Origin of the sequence: Chitinophaga hostae, from assembly GCF_018224885.1 — a bacterium.
GTDB classification, from domain to species: domain Bacteria; phylum Bacteroidota; class Bacteroidia; order Chitinophagales; family Chitinophagaceae; genus Chitinophaga; species Chitinophaga hostae.
This window is the reverse complement of sequence record NZ_JAGTXB010000001.1, coordinates 636,733-650,227: the sequence shown is the minus strand read 5'-3', so window position 1 is coordinate 650,227 and position 13,495 is coordinate 636,733. Positions and strand designations below refer to the sequence as shown.

16 protein-coding genes are annotated in these 13,495 nt (G+C 44.6%); 9 read left to right on the top strand and 7 right to left on the bottom strand.

Annotated features, from left to right (window positions below; all coding sequences use genetic code 11):
- The first annotated feature begins 125 nt into the window (after positions 1-125).
- Both KE626_RS02710 and KE626_RS02705 read left to right on the top strand, forming a co-directional pair.
- The gene (locus tag KE626_RS02710; RefSeq protein WP_211971338.1) at positions 126-2,570 is read left to right on the top strand and encodes a DUF5686 family protein; all 2,445 of its coding nucleotides are present in this window, start codon (positions 126-128) and stop codon (positions 2,568-2,570) included.
- 10 nt (positions 2,571-2,580) lie between these two features.
- Positions 2,581-2,973, top strand: a complete 393-nt coding sequence (locus KE626_RS02705) for a hypothetical protein (RefSeq protein ID WP_211971337.1) — start codon at positions 2,581-2,583, stop codon at positions 2,971-2,973.
- Here the strand turns inward: KE626_RS02705 and KE626_RS02700 are convergent.
- A complete protein-coding gene (locus tag KE626_RS02700) occupies positions 2,968-4,149 on the bottom strand; it encodes an aspartate aminotransferase family protein (RefSeq protein ID WP_211971336.1) in 1,182 nt (393 codons plus the stop codon). The genes KE626_RS02705 and KE626_RS02700 overlap by 6 nt on opposite strands.
- 91 nt (positions 4,150-4,240) lie before the next feature.
- On the opposite strand from KE626_RS02700, the gene KE626_RS02695 reads away from it, so the two are divergent.
- From KE626_RS02695 to KE626_RS02685, 3 genes are read left to right on the top strand one after another with little or no spacing between them, the layout of a single operon-like run.
- Positions 4,241-4,777 (top strand): gamma carbonic anhydrase family protein, encoded by a 537-nt coding sequence (locus tag KE626_RS02695; protein WP_211971335.1) that lies wholly within the window; start codon positions 4,241-4,243, stop codon positions 4,775-4,777.
- Positions 4,778-4,824: 47 nt separating this feature from the next.
- Positions 4,825-4,977 carry a hypothetical protein gene (locus KE626_RS02690; RefSeq protein ID WP_211971334.1) on the top strand — a complete coding sequence of 51 codons (153 nt, stop codon included), beginning with the start codon at positions 4,825-4,827 and terminating at the stop codon, positions 4,975-4,977.
- A 10-nt stretch (positions 4,978-4,987) separates the two neighbouring features.
- Entirely contained in the window at positions 4,988-5,134 is a 147-nt protein-coding gene (locus KE626_RS02685) for a hypothetical protein (protein ID WP_211971333.1), read from the top strand.
- Here KE626_RS02685 and rsgA read toward each other — a convergent pair whose 3' ends face one another.
- The 5 genes from rsgA to KE626_RS02660 all read right to left on the bottom strand — a co-directional run bounded on the left by rsgA (position 5,135) and on the right by KE626_RS02660 (position 10,263).
- Positions 5,135-6,070, bottom strand: coding sequence for a ribosome small subunit-dependent GTPase A (rsgA, locus tag KE626_RS02680; RefSeq protein WP_211971332.1), 936 nt, complete (start codon positions 6,068-6,070; stop codon positions 5,135-5,137).
- A gap of 159 nt (positions 6,071-6,229) precedes the next feature.
- Positions 6,230-7,240 (bottom strand): vWA domain-containing protein, encoded by a 1,011-nt coding sequence (locus KE626_RS02675; protein WP_211971331.1) that lies wholly within the window; start codon positions 7,238-7,240, stop codon positions 6,230-6,232.
- A 29-nt stretch (positions 7,241-7,269) separates the two neighbouring features.
- On the bottom strand, positions 7,270-8,271 hold the full coding sequence (locus KE626_RS02670) for a hypothetical protein (RefSeq protein ID WP_211971330.1): 1,002 nt from the start codon (positions 8,269-8,271) through the stop codon (positions 7,270-7,272).
- A 24-nt stretch (positions 8,272-8,295) separates the two neighbouring features.
- Positions 8,296-9,165 carry a DUF58 domain-containing protein gene (locus tag KE626_RS02665; protein ID WP_249207216.1) on the bottom strand — a complete coding sequence of 290 codons (870 nt, stop codon included), beginning with the start codon at positions 9,163-9,165 and terminating at the stop codon, positions 8,296-8,298.
- Positions 9,166-9,261: 96 nt separating this feature from the next.
- Positions 9,262-10,263 carry an AAA family ATPase gene (locus KE626_RS02660; RefSeq protein ID WP_211971329.1) on the bottom strand — a complete coding sequence of 334 codons (1,002 nt, stop codon included), beginning with the start codon at positions 10,261-10,263 and terminating at the stop codon, positions 9,262-9,264.
- 309 nt (positions 10,264-10,572) lie between these two features.
- Between KE626_RS02660 and KE626_RS02655 the strand changes: the two genes are divergently transcribed.
- From KE626_RS02655 to KE626_RS02640, 4 genes are all read left to right on the top strand, one after another.
- On the top strand, positions 10,573-10,911 hold the full coding sequence (locus KE626_RS02655; RefSeq protein WP_211971328.1) for a hypothetical protein: 339 nt from the start codon (positions 10,573-10,575) through the stop codon (positions 10,909-10,911).
- Positions 10,912-10,920: 9 nt separating this feature from the next.
- A complete protein-coding gene (locus tag KE626_RS02650) occupies positions 10,921-11,583 on the top strand; it encodes a peptidylprolyl isomerase (protein WP_211971327.1) in 663 nt (220 codons plus the stop codon).
- A gap of 69 nt (positions 11,584-11,652) precedes the next feature.
- Complete coding sequence (gene gcvH / locus KE626_RS02645) at positions 11,653-12,033, top strand: glycine cleavage system protein GcvH (RefSeq protein ID WP_211971326.1); 381 nt, start codon at positions 11,653-11,655, stop codon at positions 12,031-12,033.
- A gap of 120 nt (positions 12,034-12,153) precedes the next feature.
- On the top strand, positions 12,154-12,546 hold the full coding sequence (locus KE626_RS02640) for a VanZ family protein (RefSeq protein ID WP_211971325.1): 393 nt from the start codon (positions 12,154-12,156) through the stop codon (positions 12,544-12,546).
- A 74-nt stretch (positions 12,547-12,620) separates the two neighbouring features.
- Here KE626_RS02640 and KE626_RS02635 read toward each other — a convergent pair whose 3' ends face one another.
- Positions 12,621-13,301 (bottom strand): YiaD family glycine zipper/OmpA-like lipoprotein, encoded by a 681-nt coding sequence (locus KE626_RS02635; RefSeq protein WP_211971622.1) that lies wholly within the window; start codon positions 13,299-13,301, stop codon positions 12,621-12,623.
- Positions 13,302-13,495: the final 194 nt, after the last annotated feature.

Here is a 13,495-nt window from a genome sequence, read left to right as displayed (position 1 = left end):
CGTTACCTAAAGGATAGCGTCTGCGTAGAATAGCGATAAATGATATAATATTGTTGTCAGATATGGTTGGCTGGAAAAGAATATTAGCAATAATCATCGGCGCAAGCGCTTGGTGTTCAGGTTTGATGGCGCAGCAGTATAAGGTTAGTGGAGTGGTAAGGGACGCGCACTCACAGGAAATCATCCCTTTCGCTACTCTTCAGTTTGTACATACCCAAACAGGTATGGTTAGCAATGCGGAAGGAAAATACCTGTTCGAACTAAATGTTATCCCATCAGATTCAATTCTGGTAAGGGTAATGGGATACACCATCCTTAAAATGCCGGTCAATAAAGATCTGAAAGAACAGGTCATTAATTTTGATGTTACCCGCTCGGATGTTTCTCTCAAAACATACGAAATAAAAGCCAACGTAAACTGGGCCCTTATCCTGCTTAAACAAATCGTTAAACATAAACCGGAGAACAATTATAACCGCCTGGATAACTACAAATACCAGGTGTATAATAAGCTGGAACTGGATATGAAAAACCTGAACAAGGAAAAGTTGGGCAGGAACCGGTTTACCAAACCGTTCGCTTTTATCCTTGATAACATAGACAGTACTTCGGAAGACAAACCTTTTCTACCCATATTCCTCACGGAAACATTGTCTGATTACTACTTCCAGTCGAACCCGCGTAAAACAAAAGAAGTGATCAAAGCCGCACGCACCTCCGGCATCGATAATGAAAGTGTGACCAAATTCCTGGGCGGGATGTACCAGAACGTAAACGTTTATGATAACTTCATCCCCGTATTCGATAAACAATTTGTAAGCCCCATACATCACAATGGCGCTTTCTATTACGACTACTCGATTGCAGATACACAGTATATCAGCGGGCAACGGTTTATCAAACTAAATTTTACGCCTAAACGAAAAGGTGAAAACACCTTTATTGGCGACCTCTGGGTACACGATACTACTTATGCCGTACAAAAAACGACGCTGTCGGTTCCGCGGGATGCCAATATCAACTTTGTCCGGAAAATAAGCATGGTACAGGAGTTCCGCCAGCTGGCAGATAGCTCCTGGTTCCTGTATAAGGATAAATTTATTGCCGACTTCTGGGCGCCAAGCCCGAAGCCCGGGAAAACATTTGATTTCATAGGCCGCAAAACAACGACCTATGATAACGTTATTACAAACGATACCGCTGCCACCAACATCTTCGGTAACAAAAAATACCCGGAAGCAGTAGTGGTGCTGGATAGCGCAAGAATCAGGAAAGACTCTTTCTGGATGGATAACCGCCCCGAAGATCTCAGCAAAAACGAAGAAGGCATTTATAAGATGGTGGATACCCTTCAGAAAATGCCGCTTTTCAGAACCTATTCCAATACTATCCGCTTTCTCGCTACAGGATATAAACCGATTGGCCCAATTGAGTGGGGTCCTTACTATTACCTGTTTTCGCAAAACCGCCTGGAAGGATTCCGCCTGAGACTGGACCTCGGGACTACCCCCCAGTTTAATAAAAATTTGTACCTCTATGGTTACCTGGCCTACGGGTTCAGTGATCATGTTTATAAAGGGAAAATGTCGGCCTTATGGTTGCTGAAAAGACATCCGCGCACCTATATCTATGCGGCCTATACAAAGGATCTCGATAATGGTACCCATTACTACGATGAAGTAGGTACAGATAACATCTTTACACTGGCCATCAGAAAGGGCGGTGTACCGCAGAAGTTCCTGATGATAGATGAGAAACGTTTCGAATTTTTCAAAGAATACTACAGCGGGTTTTCACACCAGATATCATTGGTGCATAAAAAGGTAAGGCCGTTTGAACCATTGCCTACCGCTTCTTATTATCCGAAGGAACCCAATAACCGTGATCCGCTCACCAGCATGGAAGTGGAAGTAAAATTCCGTTATGCTTTTCATGAGCAATTCCTGGAAGGTAATTACTACCGGATCAGTCTCGGCAGTAAATACCCCATTACAGAACTGAAACTCGCGGCCGGCATACCAGGTGTTGCCAACAGCGGGCAAAAGTACCAGCGGGCCTCGCTCAGTGTATCCGACTACGTTAAGCTGCCGCCTTTCGGCTCTATCTACTACAACATTTTCGGTGGTAAAATTTTTGGTACGGTTCCGTATACTTCCCTGGAAGTACATCCCGGCAATGAAATTTATTACTACAACAAATATGCATTTAACATGATGAACCGCTTTGAGTTCATCAGTGACCAATATGTAGGTTTTAACGTAGAACACACGATAGGCAACGGTATTTTCGGATATATTCCATTGATCAAAAAACTGAAATGGCGCCAGTTCTGGACAGCAAAAGGTGTAATAGGTTCCTTATCCGAATCCAACAAACAATTAAATCTCAATAACGGTTATCCGTTCAAAACTTTACAGGGCAATCCTTATCTTGAGCTCGGCACCGGTATCGAAAATATTTTTAAATTCCTGCGGGTAGATTTTATCTGGAGAGTAACACCGGATGTAACACCGGGAGAACCTGCCAACAAACGCTTTGGCGTATTTGGCAGCTTCAAACTACAGTTCTAATCGTTGGCTCATGAAAGATGTAACACATACCCCCCTGTTTGAAAGTATCATGGTTGGCGAAATAGATGGTCAGCCTTATGATCTGCATAATGACTTTCAATGCATCAAAATACAGCTGGATCCCACCGAAAAAAAACTGCAACTAAGGTTTACCAATGATGATTATAAAATCATCATTGAATTTCACCAGGCAACCATCACCAACTTCACCATGCACCCGGAGAAAACGGGCGATAGCGGTACCCTCGACCAATTTTACCGGGGCAGATTCAAGTACAATAATAACCTGCATGAAATGACGGCACAGGGCAAGTATTATTACTACCTGGCTTTGCTGGAAAAAGATGCGATAGAGTTATTTGCCAAAAGTGTTACCATGTCACTGAGCAGGTTGAATTCATAGGGTGTCTGCTGCTTCACAAATCAGCCTGCAGGCCCATTCAATTTCATCCGGTGTAATAATAAGCGGTGGTACTATACGCATACATTCTGCTGCAAACAGGAACCAATCGGTCACCATACCATGTGCAATGCAATAGTCAATTACCTTTTTGTTGACAGGGAAGTTTTCAAATTCAACGGCAATCATTAAACCGAGGGATCGCACGGATTTAATCGCCGGGTGTTTCAGGTGTTGCAGAAATAATTGTTCCTTGGCTTTTACGTCTTTCAGCAGATCCTGATCCAGTAATGCCTGGAAGCCTGCGCGCCCGGCGGCACAATTCACCGGGTGACCGCCAAAGGTAGTGATATGACCCAATACGGGGTTGTTGGTGAGTGCCCACATAATATCACGGGAAGCGATAAAAGCACCCAGCGGCATGCCGCCACCTAAGGCTTTGCCGAGCAATAATACATCAGGAATTATACCGAATTGTTCAAATGCCCACAGCGTACCATTTCTCCCAAACCCGCATTGTATTTCATCCAATATCAGTAATGCGCCGGTGGCAGTACACTTTTCACGCAAAGCGTGTAGCCATTCCCGTTGTGGCACCTTTACACCGCCTTCCGCCTGCACGCTTTCAGCGATAACAGCGGCGGTGTTGCCGGTGATCAGTTCCAGCGATTCAAAATTGTTGTACTCCAGGTGCTGGATACCGGGTAGTAACGGACGGTAAGCATTGCGCCAGTATTCATCGCCGAGGATGCTGAGCGCGCCTTGTGTAGAGCCGTGATAGCTGTGATTGAACGCGGCGATTTCTGTTCTGCCTGTATAGCGTTTGGCCAGTTTCATAGCTCCTTCTACGGCTTCTGCACCCGAGTTAGTGAAATACACACAATTGAGCTGTTCCGGAAGATGCTGCGTGAGCAGTGTGGCAAAAGCCACCTGTGGCGATTGTACAAATTCTCCGTATACCAGCAGATGCATATACTGTTGCGCCTGTTCCTGGATGGCCTTTACTACCGCCGGATGACAATGCCCTACATTACATACGCTGATGCCGGCGATGAGGTCAAGATACCTTTTGCCGTTTACATCCCACATATACATACCATCAGCTTTCACTATTTCCAAAGCCAGGGGAGCATCGGAAGTTTGCGCTACGTGCTGCAAAAAAAGTTGCCTGTTGTTCATATCACTTGCTGCTCTATTCTTTGCGAAGTTAGAAAACAACTGCTAATTAGTAATTGTTATATTTGTAACGTAAGCATTAAAACACATTATTATGGCGCACATTATTCCACTTAAGGGAATTACTCCTGAAATTCCAGAAGACTGTTTCATTGCTCCCAACGCTACTATTGTAGGTGATGTAGTAATGGGGAAAGGTTGTACCGTATGGTTCAATGCAGTTATTCGTGGCGATGTAAACAGCATACGCCTGGGCGAAAATGTGAACGTACAGGATGGGGCAGTAATACACTGTACTTACCAGAAATCTAAAACCATTGTGGGTAATAATGTGTCGATTGGCCACAACGCCATCCTTCATGGTTGTACCGTGGATAATGATGTACTGATCGGGATGGGCGCCATAGTAATGGATAATGCACATATTGCCAGCAACAGCATTATTGCCGCAGGCGCCGTAGTGCTCAGCGGCACCAATGTAGAACCGGGTACCATTTACGCCGGAGTGCCTGCCGTTAAAGTAAAAGACATCGATATGGCCCTGATCAAGGGAGAAATAAACCGTATTTCCAAAAACTATAACATGTACGCTTCCTGGTACCAGGAAACCGAAGAAGTAAAGCAACCATAACAGCACATGTTATAGAAAAATGTTATATTGCAGGCAAATACCCTCCTATGAAACCTATTTTGTGCCTGCTCTTATTGGGCTGCATCCTGTTTCCGAGCTGTTCATCACAGAAAACAGGATGCCCCGCTTCCAACTACTATACGAAAGATATTAAGCAATCGAACCGCAAGGCGGGTAAACAAATGAGTCGTTTATTTTAAAAATCCGCTCATGCGCAAAACCGTTTCTCTGCTGTTATTGCTTACCATTATTGGCACTACAGCCTGCCGTACGCAAAAGAAAGGATGCCCGCAGCCCAGACGTAACTGGGGGGCCGAAAAAGTGCTGGACGAACTGGGGAAACCTGGAAAACGCTGATCAGTATTGTTCTTCCTGGATCGTTTCCAGGATAGTGGCATAGCTTACATACCTGTCTACATCAATATACCCCTCTTCAACGGCCTCTTTCACCGCACAGCCGGGTTCATTAATATGCAGGCAGTTATTAAACTGGCATTGGGTAATATAGGGTTGCATTTCCAGGAAATAGTGGGAGAGCTCCGGCTTCGGGATATCCACAATTCCAAACTCCCTTACACCCGGTGTATCGATTAAACAGCCCCCGAAAGGAAGATCATACATTTCCGCGGAAGTGGTGGTATGCAGCCCTTTGCCGCTCCAGCCGCTTACGGCTTTGGTGCGGAGATCCAGCCCCGGCATCAGCACATTGATCAGGGAAGATTTACCAACACCGGAATGCCCCGCCATCAGGGTAGTTTTATCTTTCAATAAGGCCCTTACTTCATCCACGCCTTCCTCTTTGGAAGCGGAAATTAATAACACGGGGTAACCAATACTGCCATAAAGCGCTGCCAGCTCTTCATACTTTTCTACTTCTTTTTCCCGGTAGATGTCTTTTTTATTGAACACCAGTATTACCGGAATATGATAGGCAGCAGCAGTAACCAGGAAGCGGTCTATAAACCCCTGCGAGGTGCGGGGTTCTTTTACGGTACAAATCAGCATAGCCTGGTCCATATTGGCGGCTACAATGTGTTTTTTATTTTTCCCGTGGGGGGAGCTACGTACAATATAGTTTTTGCGGGCGCCGATTTCCGTGATCATGGCATTTTTAGCATTCGCATCACTGTCGTCCGGCACTATTTCCACGATATCGCCTACAGCAATGGGGTTGGTAGAAGTAATATCCTCATCTTTTTTGAAGATACCTTTCATCCTTGCCTGAAATGTTTCATCTGTGGTTGTTTTCACCACATACCAGCTTCCCGTTGATTTATATACTGTTGCTTGCAATAGTTTCTGATGTTTAGAAGAGCAACAAAGGTACGGATAAAGCCGAAAGCGGAAAGCATAAAGCAAAAAGCTAATGAAGCGAATCATTCAAGCGAATATTATTTCCACTCAATCATTCGCTTCAGTAGCTTTTTGCTTTATGCTTTCCGCTTTCGGCTCCTACGGCAGGCTTTTGAAAAGGCTGTAACGCAGCACCACTTCCAGCAGTATGCATCCCAGCGCTATCATGGCCAGGAGGAAGAAATGTTCTGCAAAGCGCTTATATGAGGTGATTTCTACTTTAGTTTTCTCCAGCTGATCAATTTCATTGTAAATATTTTTCAGATCGCTGGTATTGGTAGCACGGAAATATTTCCCGCCGGTTTCTTTGGATACTTTCTTCATCAATGGCTCATCGATCTGTACGTCCTGCATCACCATTTGTACGCTGCCATCTGCCATGGGCATTGGAAACGGCGCTTTGCCGATGGTGCCTACGCCAATGGTATATACCCGGATCTTAAAGGCTTTGGCGATGTCCAGGGCTGTGAGCGGATCTATCAGGCCGGTGTTGTTCACCCCATCGGTGAGCAGGATGATCACTTTGCTTTTTGCATGACTGTTTCGCAGGCGGTCAACCGAAGTAGCGAGCCCCATTCCTATGGCGGTACCATCCTGCAGCATACCGCTTTTCACCTGCATAATCTGGTTTTTCAACACCGCATGATCGGTGGTAATAGGGCATTGGGTAAAGCTTTCACCGGAAAACACGACCAGGCCTATACGATCACTGATACGTTTATCCACGAAATCCATGGCCACTTTTTTGGCGGCTTCCATACGGTTAGGCTGCAGATCCTCCGCGAGCATACTGCCGGAAATGTCGATCGCCATTACAATATCGATCCCTTCACTGTCTATACTCTCGGAGGTATTGGACGTTTGCGGACGTGCCAGGGCTACCACCAGCGCTATTACGGCCAGTAACCGCAGCACCAGTAACAGTGGCCGGAAACGCACTTTCCAGGATACCGGCAATCCTTTCAATCCTTCCAGAGAAGATACCAACATTACACTCTGCCGGCCTTTGCGCCGTGCAAAGTACCAGTATATCAGCACCGGCACCAGCAGCAGCAGCCACAGGAAAACCGGGTAGGCAAATTCAATATTTTTCCAAGTTGAAAAATCCATCAATTTTCTAATTAAGATCCATTCTGGCTTTATGCTTGTTGTTTTTCACCTGTTGCAGTTGCACCGGGGTTGTTTACCACGTTTGCCTTAGGCTTGGTCCACTCCAGAATTTCTTCTGTTTTACGCATACAATCTTCGTGTTCATCTGCCGTAGGCTGTAATTTCGCAAACTTCGCCAGATCGGCTATAGACAGCAGGCTACGCAATTTATCCCTTTGCTGATTCAGTATGGTGACCGGTTTAATATTCTGTAACAGTTCCTCACTTGTTTGTTCCAGCGCAGCGATGCTGAACTGGTGCTCGAAGTAAGTGCGCAAAATATCCGTTAACCGCGTATAATATTGTTTAATATCTCCCTGTTGCCATAACTTTTCTTCTTTCAGTATTTTCAGTTCCTGACAGGCAATTTCATATGGCGAAACGGTAGGTGTTTTGATCACCGGTTCCTTTTTAGGTTTGCTGCGCAGATACCACCAGATACCGATGCCCACTAGTGCGATCGTAATCCCGATAGCAATGTACAGCCAGTAATCCCAGATATTCCAGGGCACTGCCTGCACGGCTTTAATAGGTTTAAATGCTTTGGTAGTATCTACTGCCACCGTGTTTACATCTATCCCGATAGGGAGTGTAACTGCAGAATCGGCGGTGCTGTTAGCGCCGCTGATTACTTCAAACCGCATGGGAGGAATTTCCCAATGACCGGAATCAAAACTGGTGAGGGTAAATGTTTGGTGAAGAACATGCTGATCCTGGTTTACCAGTGTATCGAGGGTGGTGCGTGTTACTACCTCGAAATGATCCAGTGAATCCGGTAATACCGGGAACAATACTTTAAAGTTAGCGTCTTTAAACTGTGCCGGTGTAAGCGTGGCGGTCAGCTGCAGCTTGATCTGCTCGCCGATCCGGATACTGTTGGTATCAGCCTTTGCTGTTACATCTACCGCCTGCTGTGCCAGCAGGCTAAAAGGATATAACAACCCCAGTAAGCAACTTAAAAATATACGCTTTATAACTTGTTGTTTATACATGTTTACTTTGCTCTCCTTTATAACTTATGCCCTGTTCAGGAAAAATGTTTGCAACGCTTTTACGTAGTCTTCATCTGTGCGTACACTGACCAGTTCGGCCCCGCTTTTCAAAAACGCATTTTTGCAATACTGTGAATGCTGCAGGAACTGCTGCTCATAGTACTGTCTTACGCGGCGGTCGGTGGTATCAATCCATTGTGTAGCGCCGGTTTCGGCATCGGCCACCTGTATCAATCCAACTGGTGGCAGGTCCTTATCACGCTGGTCATATACCTGTACGCCCACCACGTCGTGCCGTTTGGCGGCTATGTTAAGCGCATCCTGGTAGTTCCCCGAAAGAAAATCACTCAACATAAAAACGATGCTACGTTTTTTTGTGGCATTATTAAAGAAGCGCAGGGTTTCTTTAATATTGGTTCCTTTACGTTTAGGCGTAAAGGATAGTAGCTCACGGATAATGAACAGGATATGCGATTTCCCTTTTTTCGGCGGAATGTATTTCTCCATCCCGTCACTAAAAAAGATAACACCTACCTTATCATTATTCTTTATGGCAGAAAAAGCGAGTACCGCACAGAGTTCCGTGATCAGGTCACGTTTATCCTGTTTTTTTGTGCCGAAGGAAGAGCTTTCGCTCATATCCACCAGCAACATTACCGTCAGCTCTCTTTCTTCTTCAAATACTTTAACAAAAGGATGGTTGAACCGTGCTGTTACATTCCAGTCGATAGATCTCACATCATCACCGAAGTGATAATCCCTTACCTCACTGAACGACATACCACGTCCTTTGAAGGCGCTGTGGTATTCGCCCGCAAATATGTGGTTGGTAAGCCCTTTCGTCTTTATTTCTATTTGTCTTACCTTCTTTAATATTTCAGCCGTATCCAACATAAAAAATTACGAATTATAAATTACGAACTATCGCAACGATGACCGCCAGCTAACAGCTAACAGCTAACCGCTAATAGCTAACTGCTAATAGCTATATCACGGTACCTCTACTGCGTTCAATATTTCGCTCAGTATATTTTCGCTGGTTACATTTTCTGCTTCCGCCTCGTAGGTTAAACCTACACGGTGCCGCATTACGTCGAAGCATACATTACGCACATCTTCCGGAATCACATAGCCACGGCGTTTCATGAAAGCGTAGGCTTTCGCTGCCCAGGCCAGGTTGATACTGGCTCTTGGCGAACCGCCATAAGCGATCAGCGGCTTCAGTTTATTGAGCTTGTATTCTTCCGGGTTACGGGTAGCAAAAACGATATCGAGAATATATTTTTCGATCTTCTCGTCCATATACACTTCCCTTACCAGTTTACGTGCTTCCATAATATCGGAAGGCTGTATAATCGGGCGGATAGGGGAAGAGGCTTCCGGATTCAGGTTCTGACGGATGATCAGTTTCTCTTCTTCCTTGGTAGGATAACCGATCACTACTTTCAGCATAAAACGGTCCACCTGTGCTTCCGGGAGGGTATAGGTACCTTCCTGCTCAATCGGGTTCTGGGTAGCCAGTACCAGGAATGGTTCGTCCAGCTTAAAAGTAGTATCACCGATGGTGATTTGTCTTTCCTGCATGGCTTCCAACAAGGCGCTCTGTACTTTGGCCGGGGCACGGTTGATCTCATCCGCCAGGATAAAATTGGCGAAGATGGGACCTCTCCGTACTACGAACTCATTTTTTTGCTGGTTATAGATCATAGTACCTATCACATCCGCGGGTAAAAGGTCAGGCGTAAACTGGATACGGCTGAATTTAGCGTTGATAGCGGATGACAGGGACTTGATAGAAAGGGTCTTTGCCAGACCGGGTACGCCTTCCAGGAGTACGTGGCCCTGGGCCAGCAAACCAATAAGCAGTCTCTCCACCATATAACGCTGGCCAACAATTACTTTACCTAACTCCATTGTGAGCAGGTCCACAAAGGCACTTGCCTGGTGGATCTTCTCATTCAGTTGCCGGATGTCGGACGATGTATTTTCCATGCTAATAATTTTTCAGGTGTGCTAAAATAAACATTCTCTGGTCAAATAAAACTTATCACTATGTGAACAGGCCGTTAAAATGCTGTTAAACTTGCCACTGTGGCCATTTTCGGCCTTCCAATCATTTAAAGGCGTTGCCTAAATTAATAAAGCCCGGCATATTTATATAATATTTTTCCCTATAACGTACATTTGTGGGGCAGAAAGCTTAATGCAGCAGGCAAAAAGCTATCGCAGCAGATATTGTTCGTAACAATAGCTTTGGGCCTGCTGCATTAAGCTGTCTGATTCACCTAAAACAAATATAACATGGAAGATTTTGAGCAGCGCTGGAAACCGGTAGAAGATATGCTGACCGAAAGGTTTGGCAAAAAACCCAATATGGAAGCGATTCTTTTCCTCATCGGCGTAAATGAACTGAATAATCTTAAGAAGAAATATACCAAAGAGCAGAAACAGGACCTGATGCATGTGGCCGTATGTACCCTGCTAAGCCAGAGCGGCTATTTTGAAATTGATGGTTACGATAAAGACGGATGGCCACATTTTAAAGAGGTACAACCGGTACCCAAAATGGAAATGGCAGTACAGGAACAATTCCTGAAAGAGCATATTATTGCCTACTTTACCGACCACGAAGAAGCATAAAGAAATCTTATGAAGAAATTATTACCCCTCAGTGTGTTGTTATTGCTGGTCACTTTTTGTGCTGCCGCAAAAAACAGGAAAATAAAAGTGATGACGCCCTATGGTACCATGATTATTAAGCTGTATGATCAAACCCCCAAACATCGTGATAACTTCGTAAAGCTGTCCAGGAAGCACTTCTATGACAGCACCCTGTTTCACCGGGTGATCAGCAAATTTATGATCCAGGGCGGCGATCCGGATTCCAAACATGCCCATCCCGGCGATACACTGGGTAACGGAGATGTAGGATACACCATTCCTCCGGAATTCCAGCTCGACCTGTTCCATCGCAAAGGGGCGCTGGCCGCAGCCAGGGAAGACCGGCCCGACAAAGCTTCTTCCGGATGCCAGTTCTATATTGTACAGGGTAAAGTATTTACGGATGAACAATTAGATAACCTGGAGAAAACAAGACTTGGTGGCCGCAAAATACCGGTAGACCAGCGCCGTGTATACAAAACAGAAGGAGGAACTCCTCACCTGGACCAGAGTTATACTGTATTTGGACAGGTGATTAAAGGCATGGAGGTTATTGATAAGATCGCCGCATTAAAAACAGACAGCCACGACAGGCCACTGAAGGACGTTCCCATGCGGATCAGGGTAATGAAGAAATGGTTGTTCTTTTAAATTAAAAAGTGCCTTGCCACTAAAATCATAATTCTTTCTGTATTTTTACGGCTCAAAATCAAACTTGATATGAATTTTCCGTCAAACCTGCGTTATACAAAGGATCACGAATGGCTTTTATTAGAAGGTAACGTAGCCACCATCGGTATCACTGAATTTGCACAACGCGAATTAGGGGATATAGTTTTCATTGATATCAATTCATTAAGCAAGCCAGTGGCCGCTGAAGAAGTATTCGGTACAGTTGAAGCTGTAAAAACAGTATCTGACCTTTTTATGCCGGTTGCCGGTACTGTCAGTGAAGTTAATCCGGAACTGGAATCCTCTCCGGAACTGGTAAACCAGGACCCATACGGCGATGGCTGGATGGTGAAGGTTACCGTTAACAACCCTGCTGATGTAGAAGCCCTGCTGGATGCGGCGGCCTACCAGGCACTGGTTGGTGAATAATTATTACTACCAGAACATCTTTTATATAAAATTAAGGACAACAGGCTACGTTATGAGACGATCAGCCTGTTGTCCTTTTTGCTGATAACAGGATTCCATATTATAATAATTTGAAGGTAAATGAAGCTACTTAAATATTATGTGCCAGCTACCATATGGATCATCCTGATCCTTGTTGTGTGTACCCTACCAGGGAATGATATTCCCACCAACTCTTTTCTTGAAAAAATTCATTTCGATAAGTTCGTTCATTTCGGCCTGTTTGGCGGCATTGTATTATTCCTCAGCCTGGGTATTTACTGGCAAAAGAAACATATCTCTCCACTCACCCTGTTGCTACTGGTGTTTGTGTCAGCGGGCTATGGACTTGCCATTGAGTTTATTCAGAAATACTGGGCTATCAGCCGCAGTTTTGATATGTATGATGTAGTAGCCGATACACTCGGCGCCATTGCCGGTGTATGGGTATTCAAGCTGGTGCGATACCTCTTTTTTACTGACAGGCAATCATAAAATAAAAAATCCCCCCTGCAACCAGGGGGGAATATATATCTGCTTATGAGAAATAAGTGTTCTTAATATTTTTATTACTGTTGACCAGCTTCTTTCTTCGCGTCATTCTTCATTTTGTCATTCGCAAAGATAGAGAACTCACAACGGCGGTTAATAGCACGGTTAGCATCTGAATCGTTTGGTACTTTAGGCTGTGACTTACCATACCAGAAACCCTGGATACGGCTTGCAGCGATACCCTGCTGTTGCAGGAAAGCCATCACAGTTTTAGTTCTTCTTTCAGATAAACCCATGTTGTATTCATCGGTACCCTTGTCATCTGTATGACCTTCCACACGTACATAAGTATCAGGATACTTATTTAAGATAACAGCCAGTTGTTTGATGTTATCCTGTGCTACGGTAGACAAGTTAGACTTATCAAAACCAAACAATACGCCTGCATCGAAAGTTACGTTAATACCTTCACCTACACGTTCTACAGTAGCGTTAGGTACTTCTGTTTTTATTTCCTGTGCCTGTTTATCCATTTTCTTACCAATCAAAGCACCACCAGCACCACCTACAACGGCGCCAATGATAGCACCCAGGGCTGTATTACCGGCTGCTTTACCAATGATGGCGCCAGCGGCAGCTCCACCACCTACACCAATAACAGCACCCTTTTTAGTATTGTCCGCGCTCTGCCAGGTTTTACAACTGAACAACATGGTTACAGAAAGAACCAAAGCTACCAGAACATTGAAATTTTTCATCATAATAGTTTTAGACATGAAGGTTTTTTAGCATTAATTCCGTTGACAAAGCTAATTGAAAAGTTTGTAATCAAATATGCTGCCAATTTAATTTAACAGATACAACTTGTTGATTAATATAAATAAACAAGCTGCAAAAAGTTTATACATCTTTTAACACATAACAATAATACTATATACAGCAATATTGATCT

Bases quoted from the DNA above. Each gene is read 5' to 3' on its own strand.
- KE626_RS02650 (WP_211971327.1), top strand. From the start codon at position 10,921: ATGAAGAAATTATTACCCCTCAGTGTGTTGTTATTGCTGGTCACTTTT.
- KE626_RS02670 (WP_211971330.1), bottom strand. From the start codon at position 8,271: ATGTATAAACAACAAGTTATAAAGCGTATATTTTTAAGTTGCTTACTG.
- KE626_RS02665 (WP_249207216.1), bottom strand. From the start codon at position 9,165: ATGTTGGATACGGCTGAAATATTAAAGAAGGTAAGACAAATAGAAATA.
- KE626_RS02700 (WP_211971336.1), bottom strand. From the start codon at position 4,149: ATGAACAACAGGCAACTTTTTTTGCAGCACGTAGCGCAAACTTCCGAT.
- KE626_RS02675 (WP_211971331.1), bottom strand. From the start codon at position 7,240: ATGGATTTTTCAACTTGGAAAAATATTGAATTTGCCTACCCGGTTTTC.
- KE626_RS02660 (WP_211971329.1), bottom strand. From the start codon at position 10,263: ATGGAAAATACATCGTCCGACATCCGGCAACTGAATGAGAAGATCCAC.
- gcvH (WP_211971326.1), top strand. From the start codon at position 11,653: ATGAATTTTCCGTCAAACCTGCGTTATACAAAGGATCACGAATGGCTT.
- KE626_RS02640 (WP_211971325.1), top strand. From the start codon at position 12,154: ATGAAGCTACTTAAATATTATGTGCCAGCTACCATATGGATCATCCTG.
- KE626_RS02655 (WP_211971328.1), top strand. From the start codon at position 10,573: ATGGAAGATTTTGAGCAGCGCTGGAAACCGGTAGAAGATATGCTGACC.
- KE626_RS02705 (WP_211971337.1), top strand. From the start codon at position 2,581: ATGAAAGATGTAACACATACCCCCCTGTTTGAAAGTATCATGGTTGGC.
- KE626_RS02710 (WP_211971338.1), top strand. From the start codon at position 126: ATGGCGCAGCAGTATAAGGTTAGTGGAGTGGTAAGGGACGCGCACTCA.
- KE626_RS02695 (WP_211971335.1), top strand. From the start codon at position 4,241: ATGGCGCACATTATTCCACTTAAGGGAATTACTCCTGAAATTCCAGAA.
- KE626_RS02635 (WP_211971622.1), bottom strand. From the start codon at position 13,301: ATGAAAAATTTCAATGTTCTGGTAGCTTTGGTTCTTTCTGTAACCATG.
- KE626_RS02685 (WP_211971333.1), top strand. From the start codon at position 4,988: ATGCGCAAAACCGTTTCTCTGCTGTTATTGCTTACCATTATTGGCACT.
- KE626_RS02690 (WP_211971334.1), top strand. From the start codon at position 4,825: ATGAAACCTATTTTGTGCCTGCTCTTATTGGGCTGCATCCTGTTTCCG.